The following is a 21,179-nucleotide window of genomic DNA, read 5'->3' on the forward strand; positions in this document are numbered from 1 at the left end:
GGAGCCACAACCAACGGTTGTACGGTGAGGGGCATGGACCTCAACGCGGTGCGCACCTTCGTCGAGGTCGCGGACTCGGGCCAGTTCCAGGAGGCCGCGGCGGTGCTGGCGGTCACCCAGCAAGCCGTGTCCAAGCGGGTGGCCGCGCTGGAGCGGGAGCTCGGTGTGCGGCTGTTCGCGCGGATGCCGCGCGGGGCCGAGCTGACCATCGACGGGCAGGCGTTCCTGCCGCATGCCCGCGAGCTGCTGCGGGCCGAGGAGCGGGCGGCCGCCTCCGTGCGGCCGGGCCGCCGGGCGCTGCGCGTCGACGTGATCGGTCAGCGCCTCGCGCCCGCGGCACTGCTGCGCGGCTTCCATCTCGCACACCCCGGGATCGACCTCGACGTCGTGACCCTCTTCGACGCCGACGCGGCCGTCGCCGCCCTGCGCTCCGGCACGATCGACGCGACCTTCCGCGCCGTCACCATGCCCGGACGGCAGCTCCCCGAGGGCGTCGAGGCGGCCCGGGTCCTCGACGAGCCCCTCCACCTGCTCACCGGGCCGGGCCATGCGCTCGCGGCCGCCCGCTCGGTCACGCCCGCACAGCTCGCCGGACACCGGATCTGGATGCCCGGGATCGTCCGCGGCACCGAGTGGGCCGCCTACTACGAGGCCCTGGCCGCCGAGTTCGGGCTCACCATCGACTCGATCGGGCCCAACTTCGGCATCGAGGCGCTCCTGGACGCGGTCGCCGACTCCTCGGCGCTGGCGACCTTCGTCGGCGAACAGACCCGGCTCGTCTGGCCCGCCGGCCACGATCTGCGCCGCATCACCGTGCGGGACCCGACGCCGGTCTATCCGCACTCGCTGCTGTGGGAGTCCGCCAACGCGCATCCGGCGCTCGCCGCGCTCCGCTCGCATCTCGCCGCCGCCCGGCCCGCTCGCGCCGGCGCCAGGACCTGGACGCCCACGTGGGCCGAGGCCGTGCGTGGCGCCTTCCGCGAGGGACGCCCCTGAGCCATCATGATCCGCCGTCAGCCGTTTCCCGTCGGCGAAGAGGTGAGCCAGATGGCCAAGATGCGCATGGGTGAGGGCATTCTCAGGCGCAAACCCATCGAGCACATCGAGGAGACGGAGATCAGCGCCGGCCCCCGGCTGGACCGGACTCTCGGCCTGTGGCAGCTGACGGCGATCGGCATCGGCGGCATCATCGGCGCGGGCATCTTCACGCTCGCGGGCACGGTGGCCAACGGCGTCGCGGGTCCCGCGGTGCTCATCTCGTTCCTCATCGCCGGTGTGGCGAGCGCGGCGGCCGCGCTGTCGTACGCCGAGTTCGCCGGGCTCATCCCGAAGGCGGGCTCGGCCTACACCTATGGGTACGCGGTGCTCGGCGAGTTCGCCGGCTGGTTCATCGGCTGGGACCTGCTCCTCGAGTACACGGCGATCGTGGCGGTGGTCGCGATCGGCATCTCCGGGTACTTCGGGTTCCTGGTCGAGGAGTTGGGCGCGAATCTGCCCACGTGGATGCTGGGCGCTCCGGGGACCGGGCACGGGCACCGGGTCGATCTGTTCGCGGCGGTCCTGTGTCTGCTCATCGCCTGGCTGCTGAACCAGGGAATCCGCAGCGCGGCCCGCTTCGAGACGTTCGTGGTGGCGCTGAAGGTGCTGGTGGTGCTGGTGGTGATCGGCGTCGGTGTGTTCCACATCAACACGGCGAACTACCACCCGTTCTTCCCGTTCGGCATCAGCGGGGTGTTCACGGGTGCGGCGACCGTGTTCTTCGCGGTCTTCGGGTACGACGCCATGTCGACCGCGGCCGAGGAGTCGAAGGACGCCGCGCGGCACATGCCGAAGGCGATCATCTACTCGCTCGCGATCTCGATGGTGCTGTACGTGGCTGCCTGTCTGGTGCTGACCGGCATGCAGAAGTACACGGAGATCGACCCGGAGAGCGGCTTCTCGTCGGCGTTCAAGTCGGTGGGTCTGGACGCGCTCGCGGATGTGATCGCGGTGGGCGCGATCATCGGCATCCTCACCGTGATGTTCACGTTCATGCTGGGAGTGACCCGGGTGTGGTTCTCCATGTCCCGGGACGGGCTGCTGCCCGCGTGGTTCGCGAAGACGCACCCGACGCGGCACGTGCCGACGCGCGTCACCTGGATCGTCGGCTTCGCGTCGGCCGCCCTCGCCGGGTTCGTGCCGATCGCCGAGGCGGCCGAACTCACCAACATCGGTATCCTGCTGGCGTTCGTGGTGGTGTGCACGGCGGTGATCGTGCTGCGCCACCGGCAGCCGGAGCTGCCGCGCGCCTTCCGTACGCCGTGGATGCCGTTCGTGCCGGCGCTGGGTGTCGTCTTCTCGATCTGGCTGATCACGTTCCTGAAGTGGCAGACGTGGGTGCGGTTCGCCGTGTGGTTCGTGGTCGGGTGCGTGATCTACTTCGGCTACTCGTACAAGCGGTCGAAGCTCGCCGAACGCTGACCACCGCGGAGCACCGCGTCACTGACCCATGATCAGGCCGTCCTTGGCGGCACCCCGGCTGAGGACGACATCGCGGATCCGGTCGCGCACTCCGGTCAGTTCGGCGCCCTGCGCGATGGCCGCGTCGAGGTTGACGACGCGGCCGGCGTCGAGGTCGTAGAGCTCCGGGATGAACTCGGCCTTGGTCACCTCCCAGCGACCGCCGGGCCGGGTGGGCGGGGCGAAGGTGAACCGGCCGATGGTGGACTGGTTGCCGTGCAGGTCCAGGGCGCCCTGGCTGTTGCGCAGATCTCCGACGACCTGGTCGCCCAGGCCGTAGACGACCCAGGTGCCGTTGATCTTCTCGTAGGCCTGCGGGAGGCGGGCGTGGCTGCCGAGGATCAGGTCGATGTCGGGGCGGCCGCCGGTGTTCGAGGCGGTGAGCCGCTTGGCCAGGGTGAGCTGCTGTTCGTCGGGGTCCTCCCGCCATTCGGTGCCCCAGTTCAGGGAGACGACCACCACGTCGGCGCCCGCCTGGCGTGCGGCCCGGGCGTCGGCGACGATCCGGCGCTCGTCGATCAGGTTGAGAGCCCAGGGCTGGTTCGGCGGGAGCGCGAGGCCGTTCGTGTCGTAGGTGTACGCCAGGTGGGCGACCTTGGCCGTGCCCGCGGGCATGATCGTGGCGGCGCGTGCCTCGGCCTCGGTGCGTGCCGTTCCGGCGTGCCGTACGCCCGCCCGGTCCAGGGCGTCCAGGGTGCGGCCGATGCCGGCGGCGCCGCCGTCCAGCGCGTGGTCGGAGGCGGTGGAGCAGCCGTCGTAGCCGGTGGCGACGAGGCCGAGGGCGACTTCCGGCGGGTAGGTGAAGGCCGGGTAGCCGGTGCGGTCACTGCCCGCGCCGTAGACGGACTCCATGTGACACAGCGCCAGATCGGCCCCGGCGACCACCGGTTGGACCCCGGACAGCATCGGGCGGAAGTCGTAGCCCTGGCCGCCGGCGTCGAAGCGGGCCCGGTCCATGACCGAGGCGTGCGGCAGGATGTCGCCGGAGGCGACAAGGGTGAAGCCGCGGGCGGCGGGCGGCGCCGGACGACCGGGCGGGTCGGCGGCCTGCCGCTCCTGGGCCTGGCAGGCGGCGGCCGTCGCGAGGAGCGCGGTCAGTGCCAGGGCCACCTGTCGTCTGCGTGCGATCATCAACTCACCCCAGAGTCGTCGTATGAGCGGACAGTCATATCGATAGCCACATGGGTACGAATCTGGATGCCGTCGCAAACGGCTTCGGCCGTCTCATTAACCCATCCGGTGTCCGGGACCGTGTCTGACGGACCGTTCGTCGCACCGTTCGTCGACGCGATCGACCGTCCGTCGCAGATCCCGGTGCGCACCCTGTCCCGGCGGCGCGCCCTGCGATGCCATACGGCCATGACGGCCGGAACCACCCTCCCCCTTGGGACGACGACCGCCGAGGACGAGCTCGCCGCGCTGCAGCGCGAGCACGGCCGACCCCTGTTCGCGCTGCTGCTGCGGCTGTGCGACGGGGACCGGCAGCGCGCCGAGGACCTCGTGCAGGAGACCTTCGTACGCGCCTGGCAGCATCCCGAGGCACTGCGCGCCGACGACTTCGACTCCGTACGGCCCTGGCTGCTGACCGTGGGACGGCGGCTCGCCATCGACGCGCGGCGGGCCCGGCAGGCGCGCCCGCCGGAGGTGGGCGACGCGATCCTGGAGAACGCGCGGGTGATCGCCGATCACGCCGAACGGTCGGCCGCGGCACTGGACGTCCGCGAGGCTGTGAAGACACTCACTCCCGAGCACCGTGAAGTCCTGGTGCTGGTGTATTTCCATGGGGCGAGTGTGGCGGAGGCCGCGCAGGCCCTCGGAATTCCGCCCGGTACGGTGAAGTCTCGCGCGTACTACGCGCTGCGCGCCCTGCGCCGGGTGCTTCCGGGATATGCGGCCGACCTGCGGTGAAACCCAGGCCGACGTAAAGCCTTCGCAAAGCGCCTTGCTGAGGACCACGTTTGAGCAATCAGCTGTCTTCATCCGTGTTCCGGATGGGGCCCTGCCCCAGGCCCGGGTTCGGGCGACGCGCACGCACCGGAGGAAGGCAGGAAGGGATGCTGCACAGAGGTCAAGAGAGCACGGACGGCACCGGCGGCGGTGAACTGACCGTCCCCATGGCGTGGTTGTACGCGGAGTACATCGCCGACGAGCTGCTGCGCACCGGCGACCTGATGCCGCCGACGTCCTTCGAGTTCCGGGCCGGCCGGGACGCGCTGGCGCTGACCATCTTCCTGTCCGACACCGACGGCGAACTCTCCGGCATCCGGGTCGTCACCCAGCTGGAGACCTGGCTTTCGCTGACGGCGTACGACCAGCCGTGGCAGGACTGGGTGGCCGACCGGATGGCCCAGCTGGCGGCCGCCGCGGCCGAGTCCGGCGCCCCCTCGCCCGACCTGGACCTCGCGGCCGAGGCCTGGCGCTGGCTGGAGGAGACCGAGCTGCTCGCCCCCGACCTGGACGCGGTGCCGGGGGGCGCTGCGGTGGTCGGCGAGGAGGACGGACCGAAGGTCTGGACACCCGCCTGGCAACTCGGGCTGCCCCTCGGACATCTCGCGATCCATCTTTTTTGATTCAGGACCAATCCGCGGGCCCGGCCGCTCCGAATCCCTTGATTACGATTCTGTAGGTGCCTTGAGTGATTCGGCTGTCTGGTGCGTACGGGTGGGAGCAAGGAGTAACCCCACCCACACCCTTCGGCACGAGGATTCTGCATGAGGTCCCTGGAACGGCATCGCGACGTCGGCGCGTACGCGCTCGGCGTGCTGGACGAGGCGGAGGCCTTCCGCTTCGAGGACCACCTCATGGAGTGCCCTCGCTGCGCGGCACACGTGACCGAATTCGGGCCGACGACACGGCAGTTGATGCTGTACCGGCGGGCCACGCCGCGCTTCGTGCACCCCATGACCCAGGCCGGCCCCCGGCTGCTGGACCGTCTGCTCGGCGAGGTCGTCGTACGGCACCGGGCGCGCCGGCGGCGCTTTCTGTACGGCCTGGCCGCCTCGGTGGTGATCGCCGTGGCCGGTCCCGGGATCGTCGCCTACGCCGGCCATGAGAGCCAGGCCGTCCGGGTCACGGCGGCGACCGACGCGAAGTCGGGCGTGTGGGCGCAGGTCAGGACCGCGGACGCCGACTTCGGCAGCCAGCTGGAACTGAAGGTGAAGGACGCGCCGGGCCCGCACTCCTGCCGCCTCGTCGCCATCGGCCGCGACGGCTCCGAGGACGTCGTGACCAGCTGGCGCGAGAGCGGCGACAGCGCCGGGATGAACACCATGCGCGGCGGCTCCGCGATGCATCCCGAAGAGATCGTCCGGTACGAGGTGCGCAGCGCGACCGGGGAGCGTCTGCTGACTCTCCAGCCCCGGTAGGGGGCCCGCGGGGACGCCACCTTGCACACCGTCGCCCTCTTCGTGCACCCGACGTCGCTGGTGCTCGGCTTCGGGGCCGTCCTGTCGGCGGACTACTCCGCGCTGCTGTCCGGCCGGACCTCGCCTCCACCGTCACCCGGGTCGAGCTGGGCCTGGTGCTCGCGCGGACCCTCAACGGGCTCCCGGCCGGACCGCTCACCAGACGCACGGCCCGGCAGCGGTCTGCTGGTGGGGAGCGGTGGTCATAGGGTTCCGCAACAGCCAGGGCTGAGGCGGGCTCACTTCAGCAGTCGGGACATCCTGCGGTCCGCCAGTGGCTTGCCGCCCGTCTGGCAGGTCGGGCAGTACTGGAGCGAGGAGTCGCTGAAGGAGACCTCACGGATGGCGTCGCCGCAGACCGGGCAGGGCTCGCCGGTGCGGCCGTGGACGCGCAGGCCGCTCTTCTTCTCCGACTTGAGCCGTCCGGCGGCCAGCCCCCGGGAACGCTCGACCGCCTCACCGAGCGTGCTGCGCAGCGCCTCGTGGAGTCGCCGGGTCTCCTCCGGGGTCAGGGACGCGGCGAGCTTGAACGGGGACATCTTCGCCGCGTGCAGGATCTCGTCGCTGTAGGCGTTGCCGACTCCGGCGATCAGGCTCTGGTCGCGCAGGGCGCCCTTGAGCTGCCGCCGCTCGTCCTTCAGCAGGGCGGCGAGGCGGGCCTCGTCGAAGTCGTCGGCGAGCGGGTCGGGACCGAGGCGGGCCACGCCCGGCACCTCCTGCGGGTCCCGTACGACGTACACCGCGAGGCGCTTTTGCGTGCCGGCCTCGGTGAGGTCGAAACCCGCGCCGGTCTCCAGGGCGACCCGCAGGGCCAGCGGGCCCTTTCCGGGACGCGGCAGACCGTCGGGCAGCCGGTCCTTCCACTGCAGCCAGCCCGCGCGGGCCAAGTGCGTCACGAAGTGCAGGCCCTTGTCCCCCTCGATGTCGAGGAACTTGCCGTACCGGCGCACGGCGGTCACCTCGCTGCCCTCGAACGCGCCGACCGGAGGGTCGTACGTCTTCAGCACGCTGATCGCGACCGGCAGCACCCGCACGACCTCGTGACCGACCAGCTGCTCGGTCAGAAAGCCCTTGAGCGCTTCCACCTCGGGGAGTTCCGGCATGGCTCCAGAGTGCCATCCGGAGCCGCCCAGGTCAGCCGCGCACAGGCACCCGAGGCCCGGCGACGCGGCAGGACGCCGGAGGAATCCTCCACCTCCACACCCAGCCGCCGATCACTGCCGGTCAGAACCCCCAGGACGACGACCGCGAAACCCTCGCAGAGCCCCCGCACGGGTCCAAGGTGCCATCCGAGGCCACCGCAGTAAGCCGCGCACGTGCACCCGCGGCCCGGAGGAAGCCCCGGTCAGCCGCGCTCCGGTACCAGGAACTCGCACCACACGCATTTGCCGCCGCCCCGGGCCTCCACGCCCCACACGTCGGTCAGCATGTCGACCAGCAGCAGGCCGCGCCCGGAAACTCCCGACTCCCCCGCCTCCCGGCGGCGCGGCAGGGCGCTGGAGGAGTCCTCGACCTCCACGCGCAGGCGCCGGTCGCTGCCGGTGAGGACTCTGAGGGTGACGACCGCGGAGCCCTCGGTGTGCATCAGGGCGTTGGTGATCAGCTCGTCGGCGACCAGTTCGATCTCGTCGGCGCGGTCGCCCGCGCCCCAGGCGCGGACCGCTGCGCGGATCATGTGCCGGGCCAGTGTCAGCGCCTCGGGGTCGCCGGGGGCCACGTGCTGCTGGAGCCGGGCGGGGGTCCGCACGCTGTCCAGGACCCGGCGGCGCAGCAGGAGCAGGGCCACGTCGTCGTCGCCGCCGCGCGCCTCCGCCACCTGGATCAGCCGGTTGGCGAGGCTGCGCACGTCGTCCGGGCCCGCGGCGATCAGCGAGGTGAGGGTCTGCACGCCGTCGTCCAGGTCGGCGCCGGGCTGCTCGACGAGTCCGTCGGTGCACAGCAGCAGGGTCTGGCCGGGGTCCAGTTCGAGGGTGGAGACCGGGTACTCCAGCCGGCCGAACTCGGCGGAAAGACCGAGCGGCAGCCCGCCCTCCACGCAGACCCGGTGGCAGCTGCCGTCCGTCCGCCGCACCAGCGGGTCGATATGACCGGCGCGGACCACCTGCACCACGCCGGTGGACAGGTCGGCCTCCGCGTACAGGCAGGTGGCGAAGCGGTCGGTGTCGAGTTCGTGCAGGAAGACGGAGGCGCGGGCCATCACGGTGGCCGGGGTGTGCCCCTCGGCGGCGTAGGCGCGCAGCACGATGCGCAGCTGGCCCATGACGGCCGCCGCGTGCGTGTCATGACCCTGGACGTCGCCGATGACGGCCCCGACCCGGCCGCTCGGCAGCGGGATGAGGTCGTACCAGTCACCGCCGATGTCCCGGCCGAGGGAGCCCCCGGCGGAGGCGGAGCGGTAGCGGACGGCGACGTCGGCGCCGGGCACGCTGGGGATGGTGCGCGGCAGCATCGCCTGTTGCAGGCCCTGGGCGAGGTCCTTCTCCTGCTCGTAGAGCATGGCCCGCTGCAGGCTCTGGGCGATGCTGCTGCCGAGCGCGACGATGACGGTGCGCTCCTCGTCGGAGAAGCCCTGCCGGTCGTTGTAGAGAAGCCCCATGGCGCCGATCGGGCGGGCCTGGGCGATGAGCGGCAGATAGGCGGCCGAGGTGATGTTCAGGTCGGTGATGTGCGGCCACAGGATCGGGTACCCCTGGGCGAACTCCTCCCGGGACTCGATGAAGCGCGGGCTGAGGGTCCGTACGACCTCGCTCATCGGGTAGGGCTCGTCGATCCGGGTGACCCGGGTGCCGGGTACGAAGCTGCCCTCGGGGCCCTCGGCCACCAGCCGGATCCGCCCGGCCTCCACCAGGCCCATGACCAGACTGGTCGCGCCCAGGTGCCGTACGCCGTGGGTGTCCTTGAGGACGTCGATGACGTCCTGGACGCTGCGGGCGTGCGACAGGGCCGCCGTGATGACCTGCACGACGTTGGTCTGTCTGCGGACCGCCTCGTCCTGGGCAGCCCGCAGGCTGCGCGCCTCGCTGTCCTGCAGTTCCTGTGTGGCGTCCCGGACGATGCCGATGACCCGGCGCGGCCGGCCCGTCTCGTCCCGCCGGATGTAGCCCTGGGTGTGGGTCCAGCGCAGCGTGCCGTCGCGGCAGCGGATGCGGAAGTAGGCGCCGTAGTTCTCGCTGCCGTCCTTGATGGCCCGGGCGACCACGGTGTCGAGCCGGCTGCCCTCCGGCTGTGGCACGCGCAGCGACAGGCTCTCCGGGCGTCCGTCGTACTCCTCGGGGAGGATGTCGAACACCTCGTGGGCCTGGGCGTCCATGTGGAAGAGGCCGTTGTCCAGGTCCCAGTCGAACGAGCCCATGCGGTTGAGCGCGAGAATCGGATCCGGGTGGGCGGGCCAGTCGTCCGGGACTGACAGGGCCGGCGCCCCCTGATCAGCCATGGGGCCACCTTGCCAGGATTCGTCCGATTCTTCGACCGGGATCGAGGACACGGTGGGGCTCAGCCGCCGAAGACGCCGGTGGGGCTGTCGAAGATGCTGTCGGTGACCGTCGTGCCGTCGTCGGGGACGAGTCCGCCGCCGTCGGGCAGGTCGGGCACGTCGGGGACGGTCCCGGCGCCGGTCTCGTCGGCGGTGTCCAGGGAGGCGGCGGGCCCGGTGGCGGCGGAGTCCGGGGAGGACTTGGAGATGCCGGGGGTGGGCCGGCCGCCGACGGGAGCCTGCTGGGTGCCGGGGACGGTCGCGGACGGGGTCGTGGTGGCACAGCCCGACGCCTGCGGCCGTACCGGGGCCACGGCACCGCCGACGTCCGCGGCGAACGGGGCCGTCGCGCCGCCGGAGTCCGGGCGGCGCGTGGGCGTCGGGGTGGCGCAGCCGGCCGGGACGGCGGAGGGGGCGGTGACCGGCGCCCTGCCGCTCTCGCCGGGGGAGGCACTGGGGCGGTTCTCGTGCTCGTGCGGCTTCTGCTGCTGGGTACGCGGCGGCTGCGTCGCGCTCACCGGCGGGTGTACGACGTGGTCGTGGGAGACATCGTGGCCGACCGGGCGTTCGATCCAGGCATGTGACCCGAGGTCGATGATCGTGATGCTGGTGATGGCGTGCGGTGCCGGAGTCACCTCCAACACCTCGCCGGGCCGGTAGCCCGACCAGGCCTGCCCGCCGGTGCCGGCGGCGCTGTGGGTCGCCGTGGGCGGCTTCAGCGGGTTGCCGCAGGCACAGCGCACACGCGGCACACCGCGGTCGTCGACCAGCACGGCGGTGCCGGCCTGCAGGACGGACTGGAATCCGGCCGCCTGCCCCTCCCGGTACCCGTGGTTGGTGACCCGGGTGTCCGCGCGCAGCACGACCGGCGTCAGACCGCGCAGATATCCGGGTACCGCCGTCCGGGTGATGCCCTCGGCCCGGGCGAACGCGCTGCCCCTGGCCGGGTCGGCGGCCAGATAGCCGATCTGCCGCTCGACGTCGCAGCTGCCGACCCGTGCGGTGCCGCCGTACAGGCCGGGTGTGCCGCCGGAGACGGACCGCACCCCGCTCACGGGCAGGGCGATGTTCCCGATGGGGCCGCCCGACTGCGCCGTCCGGGTGATCTGGTCCGCGGAGTCCGGGCCGCCGGTCGCCGTGGAACCGGTGAAGGGGTCGGGGCCCTGGGCCGCGACCGGCTGCAGGAAGACCTCGCCGCTCGGACCGGTGTCCCCGGCGCCGTCGCGGGCGCAGCCGGCGACGAGCAGCACCGCCGAGAGCAGACAGGCCATGACGGTGGTTCCGGTGGGTATCCGCACCACGTTCTCCCACATCAGCTGGGGCAATTCGTTCACTATTGTCTGCTTCACTCGCTTGGGTTACGCAAGTGGAGCGGTGCGGTACACAGGGTGACGAGCACGTGGGGCGCGCCGTGCTCGCGGCGCCACAATGGAGGCAGGAGCGCACGGCCGTGGACTGGTTCACCGCACCCGAGTACTGGTGGAGCCGACTGATTTTCCAGCGGGCTCTGGCCGGCGTGTATCTCGTCGCGTTCCTGACCGCGGCCCTGCAGTTCCGTGCGCTGCTGGGCGAGCGGGGCATGCTGCCGATCCCCCGCTTTCTGCGCCTGGTGCGGTTCCGGGACGCGCCGAGCCTGTTCCACCTGCGCTACTCGGACCGTATGTTCGCGGGCTGCTGCTGGACGGGCTGTGCCGTGTCGGCGGCGCTGCTCGCGGGCGTGGACTCGCAACTGCCCCTGTGGGGCGGGCTGGTGCTGTGGCTGGTGCCCTGGGCGCTGTATCTGTCGGTCGTCAACGTCGGCCAGACCTGGTACGCGTTCGGCTGGGAGTCGCTGCTCCTGGAGGTCGGCTTCCTCGGTGCCTTCGTGGGCAACGACGAGGTGGCGCCGCCCATCGTGGTGCTGTTCCTGCTGCGCTGGATCCTGTTCCGCGTCGAGTTCGGCGCCGGTCTGATCAAGATGCGCGGCGACGCCTGCTGGCGGAAGCTGACCTGCCTCTATTACCACCACGAGACCCAGCCGATGCCGGGCCCGCTGAGCTGGTTCTTCCACCATCTGCCGCAGCCGCTGCACCGCGTCGAGGTGGCCGCCAACCACTTCACCCAACTTGTGGTGCCGGTGTTGCTGTTCACCCCGCAGCCGATCGCGACGGCCGCCGCGTCCCTGATGATCGTCACCCAGCTGTGGCTCGTGTTGTCCGGCAACTTCTCCTGGCTGAACTGGATCACGATCGTGCTGGCCCTGTCCGCGCTGCGGATCCCCGCCGCCGCGCCGTCCGTGCCGCCGGCGCCGCTCTGGTACGAGGTCGTGGTCCTCGCCGTGGCCGCGCTCATCGTCTGGCTGAGCTACCACCCGGTGATGAACATGATCTCCCGCCGCCAGGTCATGAACCGCTCCTTCGACCCGCTGCACCTGGTGAACACCTATGGCGCGTTCGGCAGCGTCAGCCGTATCCGCTACGAGGTGGTGGTGGAGGGCACGCTCGACGACGTCCTGCACGAGGACGCGCGGTGGCGGGAGTACGAGTTCAAGGGCAAGCCGGGCGATCCACGGCGCTGGCCGCGCCAGTTCGCGCCGTACCACCTGCGGCTGGACTGGCTGATGTGGTTCGCCGCGCTCTCGCCCGCCTACGCCGGGTCCTGGTTCGGCGCACTGGTGGAGCGGCTGCTGGAGAACGACCGGGACACGCTGAAACTGCTGCGCAGCTCCCCGTTCCCGCCCGACGAGCCGCCCCGCTACATCCGCGCCCGTCTCTTCCGCTACCGCTACACGACCTGGCGGGAGCTGCGGGAGACGGGCGCGTGCTGGGAACGGACGTATGTGCGGGACTATCTGCCGCCGACACGGCTCGCCGAGGCCGTTCAGAGGCGGTAGACACGGGTGGCGGTGCCCGAGAGGACGGCGGCGCGCTCCGCCTCGCTGAGCTGTGGGGTCAACTCGCCTGTGACGGTGAGCACTTGGCCGTAGGTGGCGGCCAGTGTGCACACCGGCCAGTCCGAGCCGAACATCAGGCGGTGCGGGCCGAAGGCCTCCAGAGCCACGTCCGTGTACGGGCGCAGGTCGCCGACCGCCCAGGAGGCGTGGTCGGCCTCGGTGACCAGGCCGGAGAGCTTGGCCACGGTGTTGGGCAGTGCGGCCAGGGTCCGGACGGCCGTCGCCCAGGGCTCGGGTTCCCCCGAGGCGATGGGGGGTTTGCCCAGGTGGTCGAGGACGAAGGTGAGCCCGGGCAGTGATGCGGCCGCCTCGGCGCCGGCGGGAAGCTGGTGGGGCAGGACGACGAGGTCGTACACCAGGCCCGCGTCGGCCACGGCGGCGAGCCCTCGGCGGACATCCGAACGAAGCAGCCACTGCGGGTCCGGCTCGCCCTGGACCTGGTGGCGGATGCCCTTCAGGTACCGGCCGCCGGGGAGTTCGCGCAGCCGGGCCAGTTCGTCGGCGACATCGGGGCGGGTCAGGTCGGTCCAGCCGACGACCGCGCCGACGAGGTCGTGCGCATCGGCGAGGGCGAGGAACTCGGGGGTCTCCTCGGGCACGGTGACCGTCTGGACGAGGACCGTGCGGCCGACTCCGGCCGCCCGCGCCTGCGGTGCCAGGTCGGCGAGGGTGAAGTTCCGGCGCAGCGGCCGCAGTTCGGGGCCGGTGATCCAGTCCTGGTCGCGGACCGAGAGGTCCCAGACGTGGTGGTGGGCGTCGACGGTCACGGCAGCTCCCACACGACGGGCAGGCCGGCGCCCGCGCCGTCGGCGGAGTAGTCGTGCACGACGTCGAGGAGTCCGGCCATCCGCGTCTGCCAGGCGACGTTCACCGGCAGCTTCTCCAGTTCGGCGAGGAGGCGGGCATAGTCCTCGCACTCCAGGAGGTGGAAGAGGTCGGTACCGCTGCGCCAGATCGTCCAGGACGTGGCACCGGCGGCACGGATGGCGTCGGTGAGCTCGACCGGAACCTCACGGTGGGCGGCCTCGTACGCGGCCACGCGGTCCGCGCGGACCCTGGTGTGCGGGGCAACTCTCATGACAGCTCCTCGCCGGGCAGCAGACCCGCCTCCCGCAGCTCCCGCCAGCACGCCTCCGGGACCGTGGCCTCGAACTGGTCGGCACAGTCGTGGACTTCGAACACGGAACGGGCCCCGACCAGGACGCTGGCGACCGCCGGATGCGCGGCGCAGAAGGCGAGGGCGGTGGCGCGCAGGGCGGTGCCGTGGTGCTCGGCGATCGATTTGAGGCGTAGGGCGCGGTCCAGCAGCTCCTGCGGCGCCGCCCCGTAGTCGTACCTCGCTCCCGGCCGTGGGTCCGCCAGCAGGCCGGAGTTGAAGGCGCCGCCGATGACGACCGACGTGCCCCGTTCGCGGGCGGCCGGGAGCAGGTCGGTGAGCGCGCTGTGGTCGAGGAGGGTGTAGCGGCCGGCGCACAGCACCACGTCGACGTCGGTCTCGCGGACGAAGCGGGTGAGCATCGCGGTCTGGTTCATGCCCGCGCCGATCGCGCCGACCACGCCCTCGTCCCGGAGCTTCGCCAGGGCCGGGTAGCCCTCGCGGAAGGCCTGCTCGGCGTGGTCGTCGGGGTCGTGGAGGTAGACGATGTCCACCCGGTCGAGGCCGAGCCGTTCCAGACTGGCCTCCAGGGTGCGGCGGATGCCGTCGGCGCTGAAGTCCCACACCCGGCGCCGCGTGGCGGGCACGGCGAAGCCGTTGGCCAGGTCGTCGCCGGGGAGGTCCGCGGGCTCCAGGCGGCGGCCGACCTTCGTGGAGACCGTGTACCGCGCCCGGGGGAAGTTCCGCAGGGCCGCGCCGAGCCGTCGTTCGGACAGACCGAGCCCGTAGTGCGGGGCGGTGTCGAAGTAGCGGATGCCGCGCTGCCAGGCGGCGGCCACCGCCTCGTGCGCCTGCTCCTCGCCGACCTCGGTGTACAGGTTGCCGATCCCGGCGGCGCCGAAGGCCAGCGCACTGACCTCGACGCCGCTGCGGCCGAGGGCGCTCATCGGCCCGCCGGGCGCAGCCTGAGGCCCTGCATGCCGCCGTCGACGGCCAGGGCGGTGCCGGTGGTGGCGCCGGACAGCGGGCTCGCCAGGTAGGCGATGGCGCCCGCGACCTCTTCCGCGGAGACGAGGCGTCCGGTGGGCTGCCGGGCCTCCAGCGCGGCACGCTCGGCGGCCGGGTCGGGTGCCGCCTCCAGCAGCCGGCCGATCCACGGGGTGTCCGCGGTACCGGGGTTGACGCAGTTGACGCGGATGCCCTCGCGGACGTGGTCGGCGGCCATGGCCAGGGTCAGGGAGTACACGGCACCCTTGGTGGCGCTGTAGAGCGCCCGTCGGGGCAGTCCGGCGGTGGCGGCGATGGAGCAGGTGTTGACGATGGCCGCGTGCCGCGACCGGCGCAGATGCGGGAGGGCGGCGCGGGCGGCGCGGACCATCCCGAGGACGTTGACGTCGAACACGCGCCGCCATTCCTCGTCGTCGTTGTCCTCGACGGTGCCCTGGGCGCCGATGCCGGCGTTGTTGACGAGTATGTCCAGTCCGCCGAGTTCCCCGGCCGCCCGTTCGACGGCCTCGCGCACCGATGTGTCGTCGGTGACGTCGGCCCGGCAGCCGAGCAGTGGCTTGTCCACCGACGACGGGTCGACGTCCAGGACGGCGACCCGGGCGCCGCGTGCGGCCAGGAGTGCGGAGGTGGCCCGGCCGATCCCGGAGGCGCCGCCGGTCACCAGGGCGCTCAGTCCCTCGAAGTCGCTCACGCCGCCCGTCCCTTCTGTGTGTCGGGGTCGGCGGCCCAGAAGGTGCCGCCGGGGAAGGTGTACCGCGCGATGGACTCGGGCCGCATGGTGGCCGAGAAGCCCGGCGTGGTGGGTGCCGTGTAGTGACCCTGGCGGATCACCACCGGGGCGAGGAAGTGCTCGTGCAGATGGTCGACATACTCGATGACCCGGTCGTCCGTGGTCCCGGAGACCGCCAGGTAGTCGAACATCGCCAGGTGCTGGACGAGTTCGCACAGTCCGACGCCGCCCGCGTGCGGGCAGACCGGGACGCCGAACCTGGCCGCGAGCAGCAGGATGGCGAGGTTCTCGTTGACGCCGCCGACCCGGGCCGCGTCGATCTGGACCACGTCGAGAGCGCCCGCCTGGAGCATCTGCTTGAAGACGATCCGGTTCTGGACGTGCTCGCCGGTGGCGACCTTCACGGGGATGACGGCCTCGCGGATCGCCGCGTGTCCGAGGACGTCGTCGGGGCTGGTGGGCTCCTCGATCCAGTACGGGTCGAACTCGGCCAGCGCCTTGGTCCAGCGGATCGCCTCGTCGACGTTCCAGCGCTGGTTGGCGTCGATCGCCAGGCGAATGCCGGGTCCGACGACCGAGCGGGCGACCCGGCAGCGGCGTACGTCGTCGTCGAGGTCGGCGCCCACCTTCAACTTGATCTGCCGGAAGCCGTCGGCGACGGCCTGGGCCGCCAGCCGGGTGAGCTTGTCGTCGTCATAGCCGAGCCAGCCGGCGGAGGTGGTGTAGGCGGGGAAGCCGCGCTCCAGCAGCCGGGCCCGGCGCCCTGCGGCCCCTTCCCGGCCGCGGCGCAGCAGGTCCAGCGCCTGCTCGGGGGTGAGCGCGTCGGTGATGTACCGGAAGTCGATCTGCCGCACGATCCACTCGGGTTCGGCGTCGGCGAGCAGCCGCCACAGCGGCTTGCCGACGCGTTTGGCGGCGAGGTCCCAGACCGCGTTCACCAGGGCCCCGATCGCCATGTGCATCACGCCCTTCTCGGGGCCGAGCCAGCGCAGTTGGCTGTCCCCGATCAGGTCCCGGAAGAGCGAACCCGGGTCGTCGCACAACTCGTCCACGGAACGGCCGAGCACATGGCCCCGCAGCGCGTCGATCGCGGCGACCTGGACCTCGTTGCCCCGCCCGATGGTGAACGTGAACCCGTGCCCCTCGTGTCCGTCGGGCGCGTCGGTGCGCAGCACGACGTACGCCGCCGAGTAGTCGGGGTCGGGGTTCATCGCGTCGGAGCCGTCCAGCTCGCGCGAGGTGGGGAAGCGGATGTCGTAGGTGTCGAGCGACGTGACGCGGGCGGGGGTCGGGGACACGGAAGGCCTTTCGGTCGGTGAAGAGGGGACGGCGGGGGTCAGTCCTGGGCCCGGCCCGTCGTCACGCGGGCGATCATGAGGGCGACGAGGATGATTCCGCCGTAGATGGCCTGGATCCAGAACGACGGCACCTGGGCGAGGGTGAGCAGGTTCTGTACGACACCCAGCAGGAGTACGCCGGTGAGCGCGCCGAACATGGTGCCCTTGCCGCCGTCCAGGCTGATGCCGCCGATCACGGCCGCCGCGAACACGGTGAAGATCATGTTGTTGCCCTGGTTGGCGCTGATCGCGCCGACATAGCCGGTCTGCATGATCCCGCCGACCGAGGCGAGGACCCCCGCGACGACGAACACCCCGAGCATCACGCGCTCGACCCGGATGCCGGCCGCCCGGGCCGCGTCCGCGTTGCCGCCGATGGCGTACAGGGCGCGGCCGACGCGGTGGTACTTCAGTACGAACCCGGCGACGGCGAAGGCGACGGCGGCGAGCCACACCGACATCGGGACGGAGAGGAAGGTGGTCGTCGCCAGCGAGGAGAAGCTGTCCGGCATGCCGAAGAGGGTCTTGCCCTTGGTCGCGCCGACCAGCAGCCCGCGCAGCACGATCAGCATCGCGAGCGTCACGATGAACGCGTTGAGCCGGAACTTGACGACCAGGATGCCGTTGAAGGCACCGACGGCCGCGCCGACGAGGAGGACCGCGAACAGCGCGAGCGGTGCCGGGAGTTCGGTGCCCCAGCCGGACTGGGCGGAGGGCAGCACCAGAAGCGCTCCGACGGCGGGCGCGATGCCGACGACCGACTCCAGGGACAGGTCGAACCTGCCGGTGATGAGCACCAGCGACTCGGCGAGCACGACCATCGCGAGCGCGGCGGAGGCGCCGAGGACGGAGATGAGGTTGCGCTCGGTGAGGAATGAGTCGTTGACCACCGCGCCCAGCACCATGAGCAGCAACAGGGCCGGTACGAGGGCGAGTTCGCGAGCCCGCCGAATCAGTACGGCCCTGGCCGCCCGCGGGTCGGGGGAGCGTACCGGGGTGAGCGGTGGGGCCTTGGTGTCAGCCATGGTCCACTCCTTCGATGGAGGCGATCAGCTCGTGGTCGCGCCAGCCGGCCGGGTGCTCGGCCACGACACGGCCGTGGAAGAGGACGAGGACGCGGTCGCAGCGGCGCAGGTCGTCGAGTTCGTCGGAGACGACGAGCACGGCGGTGCCGTCCTCGCGGGCGCCGTCCATGCGGGCCAGCAGGGACTCCTTGGACTTCACGTCGACGCCGGCGGTGGGGTTGATGAGGACGAGGAGGCGGGGGTCGGAGGCGAGGGCGCGAGCCATGACGACCTTCTGCGCGTTGCCGCCGGAGAGGTCGGAGATGGGCTGTTCGGGGCCCTCGGTGTGGATGTCGAGGCGCTCGATCAGCTCGGTGGCGAAGCCGCGCCTGCGCCGGGTGCCGACGAAGCCGTGACGGCCGAGCCGGTCCAGGACGCTCATGGTCGTGTTGTCGCCGACGGTCATGGACGGGACGAGGCCCTGTTCGTGCCGGTCGCGGGGGACGCAGCCGACGCCCGCCGTCAGCGCGGCCCGTACGTCGCCGAAGGGGAGCGCTTTCCCGTCGAGCCGGGCCGACCCGCCGCTCGGGGTGTGCAGACCGGCGAGCGACTCGGCCAGCTCGATCTTGCCGCTGCCGCTGGTCCCGGCGAGTCCGACGACCTCACCGGCGCGCACGGTGAGGTCGACGTCCCGGTACGCGGCGGAGTGGAGGCCGCGCACGTCGAGCACGACGGGGGAATCGGCGGCGACCGGGGCGCGCACCTGGTCGTACCGGGTGACCGTCTCCCCCGCCATCGCCTCCACCAGGGCCGCCCTGGGCAGGTCGGCGACGGGGGCCGTGGTGATCCAGCGGGCGTCGCGCAGCACGGTGACGGTCTGGCAGACCTCGTACACCTCCTGGAGGTGGTGGGAGATGAACAGGAAGGTGACGCCGGAGTCCTGCAGTGCCCGCATGCGGCTGAACAGCCGCTCGATCTCACGGCTGTCGAGCTGGGCGGTCGGCTCGTCGAGCACGATGAACCGGGCACCGAAGCTCAACGCCCGTGCGATCTCCACCATTTGGCGGTCCTCGACCTTGAGTTCGGCGGTGCGGGCCTCGGGGTCGACGTGGACGTCCCAGGTGTCGAGGAGTTCGGCGGCCTCGGTCTTCAGCCTGCGCCAGCTGATGAAGCCCCGGTTGAGCGGCTGACGGTTGATGAAGAGGTTCTCGGCGACCGTCAACTCCGGTACGACCGTGGGCTTCTGGTAGACGCAGGCGACCTTGCTCCGCCAGGCGTCGCGGTCGGTGAGCGGGGGCGCGGGCCGGCCGTCGAAGCGGACGGTGCCCTCGTCCGGCGCCTGGAGGCCGGTGAGGACGCCCACGAGGGTGGACTTGCCCGCGCCGTTGCGGCCGACCAGGGCGTGGGACTCGCCGGGCAGCACGGTGAGCCGGCCGTCGGCGAGGGCGACCGTGGGGCCGTAGCGCTTGACGATGCCGCGTGCCTCCACCAGCGGCGCGTTCTCGGGTGCGCTCATTCGACCGTGTTGCCCCACAGCTTCGGGTCGTCGACGTTGTCCTTGGTGACCAGGGGCGCGGGCAGCTGGTCCTCCAGGATGCCGCTGGGCAGCTTGACGATCGTCGAGTCGTGGTCGGTGGGGCCGGGCTGGAACGTCTTCCCGTCCATCGCCGCCTTGATGTAGTACATGCCGTACTTGGCGTAGGCGTCGGCCGGCTGGGAGACGGTGGCGTCGATCTCGCCCTTGCGGATGGCGTCGTACTCCTGCGGGATGCCGTCGTTGGAGACGATGGCGATATGGCCCTTCTGGCCCGCCGTCTTGAGCATGTTCTTCGACTTGAGGGTCTGCAGGGTGGGCGCCAGATACACCCCGCCGGCCTGCATGTAGATGCCCTTGATGTCGGGGTTGGCGTTGAGGAGCGTGTCGAGCTTGGAGGCCGCGGTGTCGGACTCCCACTTGGCGGGGATCTCCAGCACCTTGAGCTTCGGGTAGTTCTTCTTCACGCAGGTCCGGAAGGCCTCGGAGCGGTCGCGGCCGTTGACCGAGGCGAGGTCGCCCATGATCTGCACGACCTTGCCGCCGGTGATGTGCTTGCCGAGGTAGTCGCAGGCCTTGGTGCCGTAGGCGACGTTGTCGGCGCGGACGACCATGGCGACCTTGCCCTTGTCGGGCGCGACGTCGACGGCGACGACCGGCACTCCCTTGCGGTCGGCCTGGTCGAGTCCGGCCTCGATGGCGGCGCTGTCCAGCGGAGCGACGACCAGGCCGCTGACGCCCTGGTTGAGCTCGTTGTTGATGTCGGTGATCTGCTGCGAGGCGTCGCTGTTGGAGTTGACGGTCTTCAGCGCGTCGACGCCTTCCGACTTGGCCATCTTCGGCACGTAGTCGTTGTACGACTGCCAGAACGGCGAGGTCAGCAGGGGCAGGATCACCCCGACCTTGCCGGTGCCGCCGCCCTTGGCGCCCGCGGCGCCGTCGTCCTTGGTGCTGCCGCATGCGGCGAGTACGAGCGAGGCGCCGACGGCCAGGGCCGCCACGCCGATGATCCGGGTCCTGTTCCGCTTCCTCAGTGTTCTGCCGGGCATCTGGCAGCTCCTCATCGAGCGTGTTCGAGCAGATGCCCGCATACTTATCAGACCACTCCCGCGATACAACAGCCTCCGAACGCAGATTTCGCCGCTTCTTGCCCGTAGTGGTCGGACCACCTTGGTGGTTAGACTGCGACGCACTCGGCGACTGGAGGAATGGCGTGGAGGAAGCAGCCCCGCAGAAGGGCACCGTGACACAGCGCGCCATCGAGCGGATCAAGGCGATGATCGCCGACGGCAGCCTCGAACCGGGCCAGCGTCTGCCCACCGAGCGGGATCTGGCCGCCCAGCTGGGCATTTCCCGCAGCTCGATGCGCGAGGCGATCCGCGCGCTGACGGTGCTGGGCGTCCTGGAGGCCCGGCACGGATCCGGTATCTATGTCACCGCGCTGGAGGCGGGCGACCTCCTGGAGACCTTCGGGGTGGTCGCCGACCTCTCCCGGGGCCCGCGTCTGGTCGAACTGCTGGAGGTGCGCCGGATCCTGGAGTCCACGGCGACCGCCCTGGCCGCCGCGCGCATCACCCCGGACCGGCTCGCCGAGGTGGAGAAGCATCTGACCGCGATGAACGCCACCGACGACCCCGAGGAGATCCTCGCCCACGACCTCGCCTTCCACCGCGAGATCGCGGCCGCCGCGGGCAACGACACCATGGCGGCGATCCTGGAGGGCCTGTCCTCCCGCACCTTCCGCGCCCGCGTCTGGCGCGGCTACCAGGAGGAGGGCGCGTTCGCCCGCACCCGCCGCGAACACGCGGCGATCCACCGCGCCCTGGCCGCCCGCGACCCGGAGGCGGCCCGCGCGGCGGCGGCCGCGCACGTGGGCGAGGTGGAGGAGTGGCTCAGAGCCCAACTGGGGCCCTGACCCGCCCACATCCGGTCAGCCTCCACCACGGGCACCGGCCCGCACGCGGGCGAGGCGGAGGAACGGCCCAAGACCCAGCCAGGGCCCTGACCCACCCACATCCGGACACGCTCCACCACCGGCACCGACCCGCACCCGGGCGAGCCGGTGAAACGGCCCAAGACCCAGCCAGGGCCCTGACCCACCCACATCCGGACACGCTCCACCACCGGCACCGACCCGCACCCGGGCGAGCCGGTGAAACGGCC

General features: G+C 71.6%; 19 protein-coding genes. 7 read left to right on the forward strand and 12 right to left on the reverse strand.

What is annotated here, in order from left to right; genetic code table 11:
- Positions 1–33: 33 nt before the first annotated feature.
- Positions 34–996 carry a LysR family transcriptional regulator gene (locus tag ACZ4EG_RS10835; protein WP_467790367.1) on the forward strand — a complete coding sequence of 321 codons (963 nt, stop codon included), beginning with the start codon at positions 34–36 and terminating at the stop codon, positions 994–996.
- 51 nt (positions 997–1,047) lie between these two features.
- Positions 1,048–2,460: an amino acid permease gene (locus ACZ4EG_RS10840; RefSeq protein WP_467790368.1), complete on the forward strand. Its 1,413-nt coding sequence runs from the start codon at positions 1,048–1,050 to the stop codon at positions 2,458–2,460.
- Positions 2,461–2,478: 18 nt separating this feature from the next.
- On the opposite strand, the gene ACZ4EG_RS10845 is transcribed toward ACZ4EG_RS10840, so the two are convergent.
- The gene (locus ACZ4EG_RS10845) at positions 2,479–3,630 is read right to left on the reverse strand and encodes a CapA family protein (RefSeq protein WP_467790369.1); all 1,152 of its coding nucleotides are present in this window, start codon (positions 3,628–3,630) and stop codon (positions 2,479–2,481) included.
- 228 nt (positions 3,631–3,858) lie between these two features.
- Here ACZ4EG_RS10845 and ACZ4EG_RS10850 point away from each other — a divergent pair, with 228 nt between their 5' ends.
- The 3 genes from ACZ4EG_RS10850 (at position 3,859) to ACZ4EG_RS10860 (ending at position 5,864) form a co-directional block, all read left to right on the forward strand.
- Positions 3,859–4,407 (forward strand): sigma-70 family RNA polymerase sigma factor, encoded by a 549-nt coding sequence (locus tag ACZ4EG_RS10850; protein WP_453546807.1) that lies wholly within the window; start codon positions 3,859–3,861, stop codon positions 4,405–4,407.
- A gap of 146 nt (positions 4,408–4,553) precedes the next feature.
- Complete coding sequence (locus ACZ4EG_RS10855) at positions 4,554–5,069, forward strand: hypothetical protein (protein WP_467790370.1); 516 nt, start codon at positions 4,554–4,556, stop codon at positions 5,067–5,069.
- 141 nt (positions 5,070–5,210) lie between these two features.
- Positions 5,211–5,864: a zf-HC2 domain-containing protein gene (locus ACZ4EG_RS10860; RefSeq protein ID WP_467790371.1), complete on the forward strand. Its 654-nt coding sequence runs from the start codon at positions 5,211–5,213 to the stop codon at positions 5,862–5,864.
- Between the two features lie 278 nt (positions 5,865–6,142).
- Here the strand turns inward: ACZ4EG_RS10860 and ACZ4EG_RS10865 are convergent, their stop codons facing one another.
- The 3 genes from ACZ4EG_RS10865 to ACZ4EG_RS10875 all read right to left on the reverse strand — a co-directional run bounded on the left by ACZ4EG_RS10865 (position 6,143) and on the right by ACZ4EG_RS10875 (position 10,709).
- Positions 6,143–7,006, reverse strand: a complete 864-nt coding sequence (locus ACZ4EG_RS10865; protein ID WP_467790372.1) for an Fpg/Nei family DNA glycosylase — start codon at positions 7,004–7,006, stop codon at positions 6,143–6,145.
- Between the two features lie 242 nt (positions 7,007–7,248).
- Complete coding sequence (locus ACZ4EG_RS10870) at positions 7,249–9,336, reverse strand: SpoIIE family protein phosphatase (RefSeq protein WP_453545755.1); 2,088 nt, start codon at positions 9,334–9,336, stop codon at positions 7,249–7,251.
- Between the two features lie 59 nt (positions 9,337–9,395).
- The gene (locus ACZ4EG_RS10875; protein WP_467790373.1) at positions 9,396–10,709 is read right to left on the reverse strand and encodes a DUF6777 domain-containing protein; all 1,314 of its coding nucleotides are present in this window, start codon (positions 10,707–10,709) and stop codon (positions 9,396–9,398) included.
- 116 nt (positions 10,710–10,825) lie between these two features.
- Between ACZ4EG_RS10875 and ACZ4EG_RS10880 the strand changes: the two genes are divergently transcribed.
- A complete protein-coding gene (locus ACZ4EG_RS10880; protein ID WP_453546805.1) occupies positions 10,826–12,247 on the forward strand; it encodes a lipase maturation factor family protein in 1,422 nt (473 codons plus the stop codon).
- On the opposite strand, the gene ACZ4EG_RS10885 is transcribed toward ACZ4EG_RS10880, so the two are convergent.
- From ACZ4EG_RS10885 to ACZ4EG_RS10920, 8 genes are read right to left on the reverse strand one after another with little or no spacing between them, the layout of a single operon-like run.
- Positions 12,235–13,074 (reverse strand): amidohydrolase family protein, encoded by an 840-nt coding sequence (locus ACZ4EG_RS10885; protein ID WP_467790374.1) that lies wholly within the window; start codon positions 13,072–13,074, stop codon positions 12,235–12,237. The genes ACZ4EG_RS10880 and ACZ4EG_RS10885 overlap by 13 nt on opposite strands.
- A complete protein-coding gene (locus tag ACZ4EG_RS10890; RefSeq protein WP_467790375.1) occupies positions 13,071–13,385 on the reverse strand; it encodes an L-rhamnose mutarotase in 315 nt (104 codons plus the stop codon). Before ACZ4EG_RS10890 ends, ACZ4EG_RS10885 begins: the two co-directional genes overlap by 4 nt.
- Positions 13,382–14,350 (reverse strand): aldo/keto reductase, encoded by a 969-nt coding sequence (locus ACZ4EG_RS10895; RefSeq protein WP_467790376.1) that lies wholly within the window; start codon positions 14,348–14,350, stop codon positions 13,382–13,384. The genes ACZ4EG_RS10890 and ACZ4EG_RS10895 overlap by 4 nt, the downstream gene beginning before the upstream one ends.
- Positions 14,347–15,102, reverse strand: a complete 756-nt coding sequence (locus tag ACZ4EG_RS10900; RefSeq protein ID WP_467790377.1) for an SDR family NAD(P)-dependent oxidoreductase — start codon at positions 15,100–15,102, stop codon at positions 14,347–14,349. Before ACZ4EG_RS10900 ends, ACZ4EG_RS10895 begins: the two co-directional genes overlap by 4 nt.
- The gene (locus tag ACZ4EG_RS10905; protein WP_467790378.1) at positions 15,099–16,439 is read right to left on the reverse strand and encodes an L-fuconate dehydratase; all 1,341 of its coding nucleotides are present in this window, start codon (positions 16,437–16,439) and stop codon (positions 15,099–15,101) included. Before ACZ4EG_RS10905 ends, ACZ4EG_RS10900 begins: the two co-directional genes overlap by 4 nt.
- A gap of 38 nt (positions 16,440–16,477) precedes the next feature.
- On the reverse strand, positions 16,478–17,503 hold the full coding sequence (locus ACZ4EG_RS10910; protein WP_467790379.1) for an ABC transporter permease: 1,026 nt from the start codon (positions 17,501–17,503) through the stop codon (positions 16,478–16,480).
- Positions 17,496–18,998: a sugar ABC transporter ATP-binding protein gene (locus ACZ4EG_RS10915; RefSeq protein ID WP_453545739.1), complete on the reverse strand. Its 1,503-nt coding sequence runs from the start codon at positions 18,996–18,998 to the stop codon at positions 17,496–17,498. Before ACZ4EG_RS10915 ends, ACZ4EG_RS10910 begins: the two co-directional genes overlap by 8 nt.
- Entirely contained in the window at positions 18,995–20,065 is a 1,071-nt protein-coding gene (locus ACZ4EG_RS10920; RefSeq protein ID WP_467790380.1) for a sugar ABC transporter substrate-binding protein, read from the reverse strand. Before ACZ4EG_RS10920 ends, ACZ4EG_RS10915 begins: the two co-directional genes overlap by 4 nt.
- A gap of 164 nt (positions 20,066–20,229) precedes the next feature.
- Here ACZ4EG_RS10920 and ACZ4EG_RS10925 point away from each other — a divergent pair, with 164 nt between their 5' ends.
- Entirely contained in the window at positions 20,230–20,931 is a 702-nt protein-coding gene (locus ACZ4EG_RS10925) for a FadR/GntR family transcriptional regulator (RefSeq protein WP_390705721.1), read from the forward strand.
- Positions 20,932–21,179: the final 248 nt, after the last annotated feature.

The organism is Streptomyces sp. NPDC025638 (assembly GCF_055558775.1).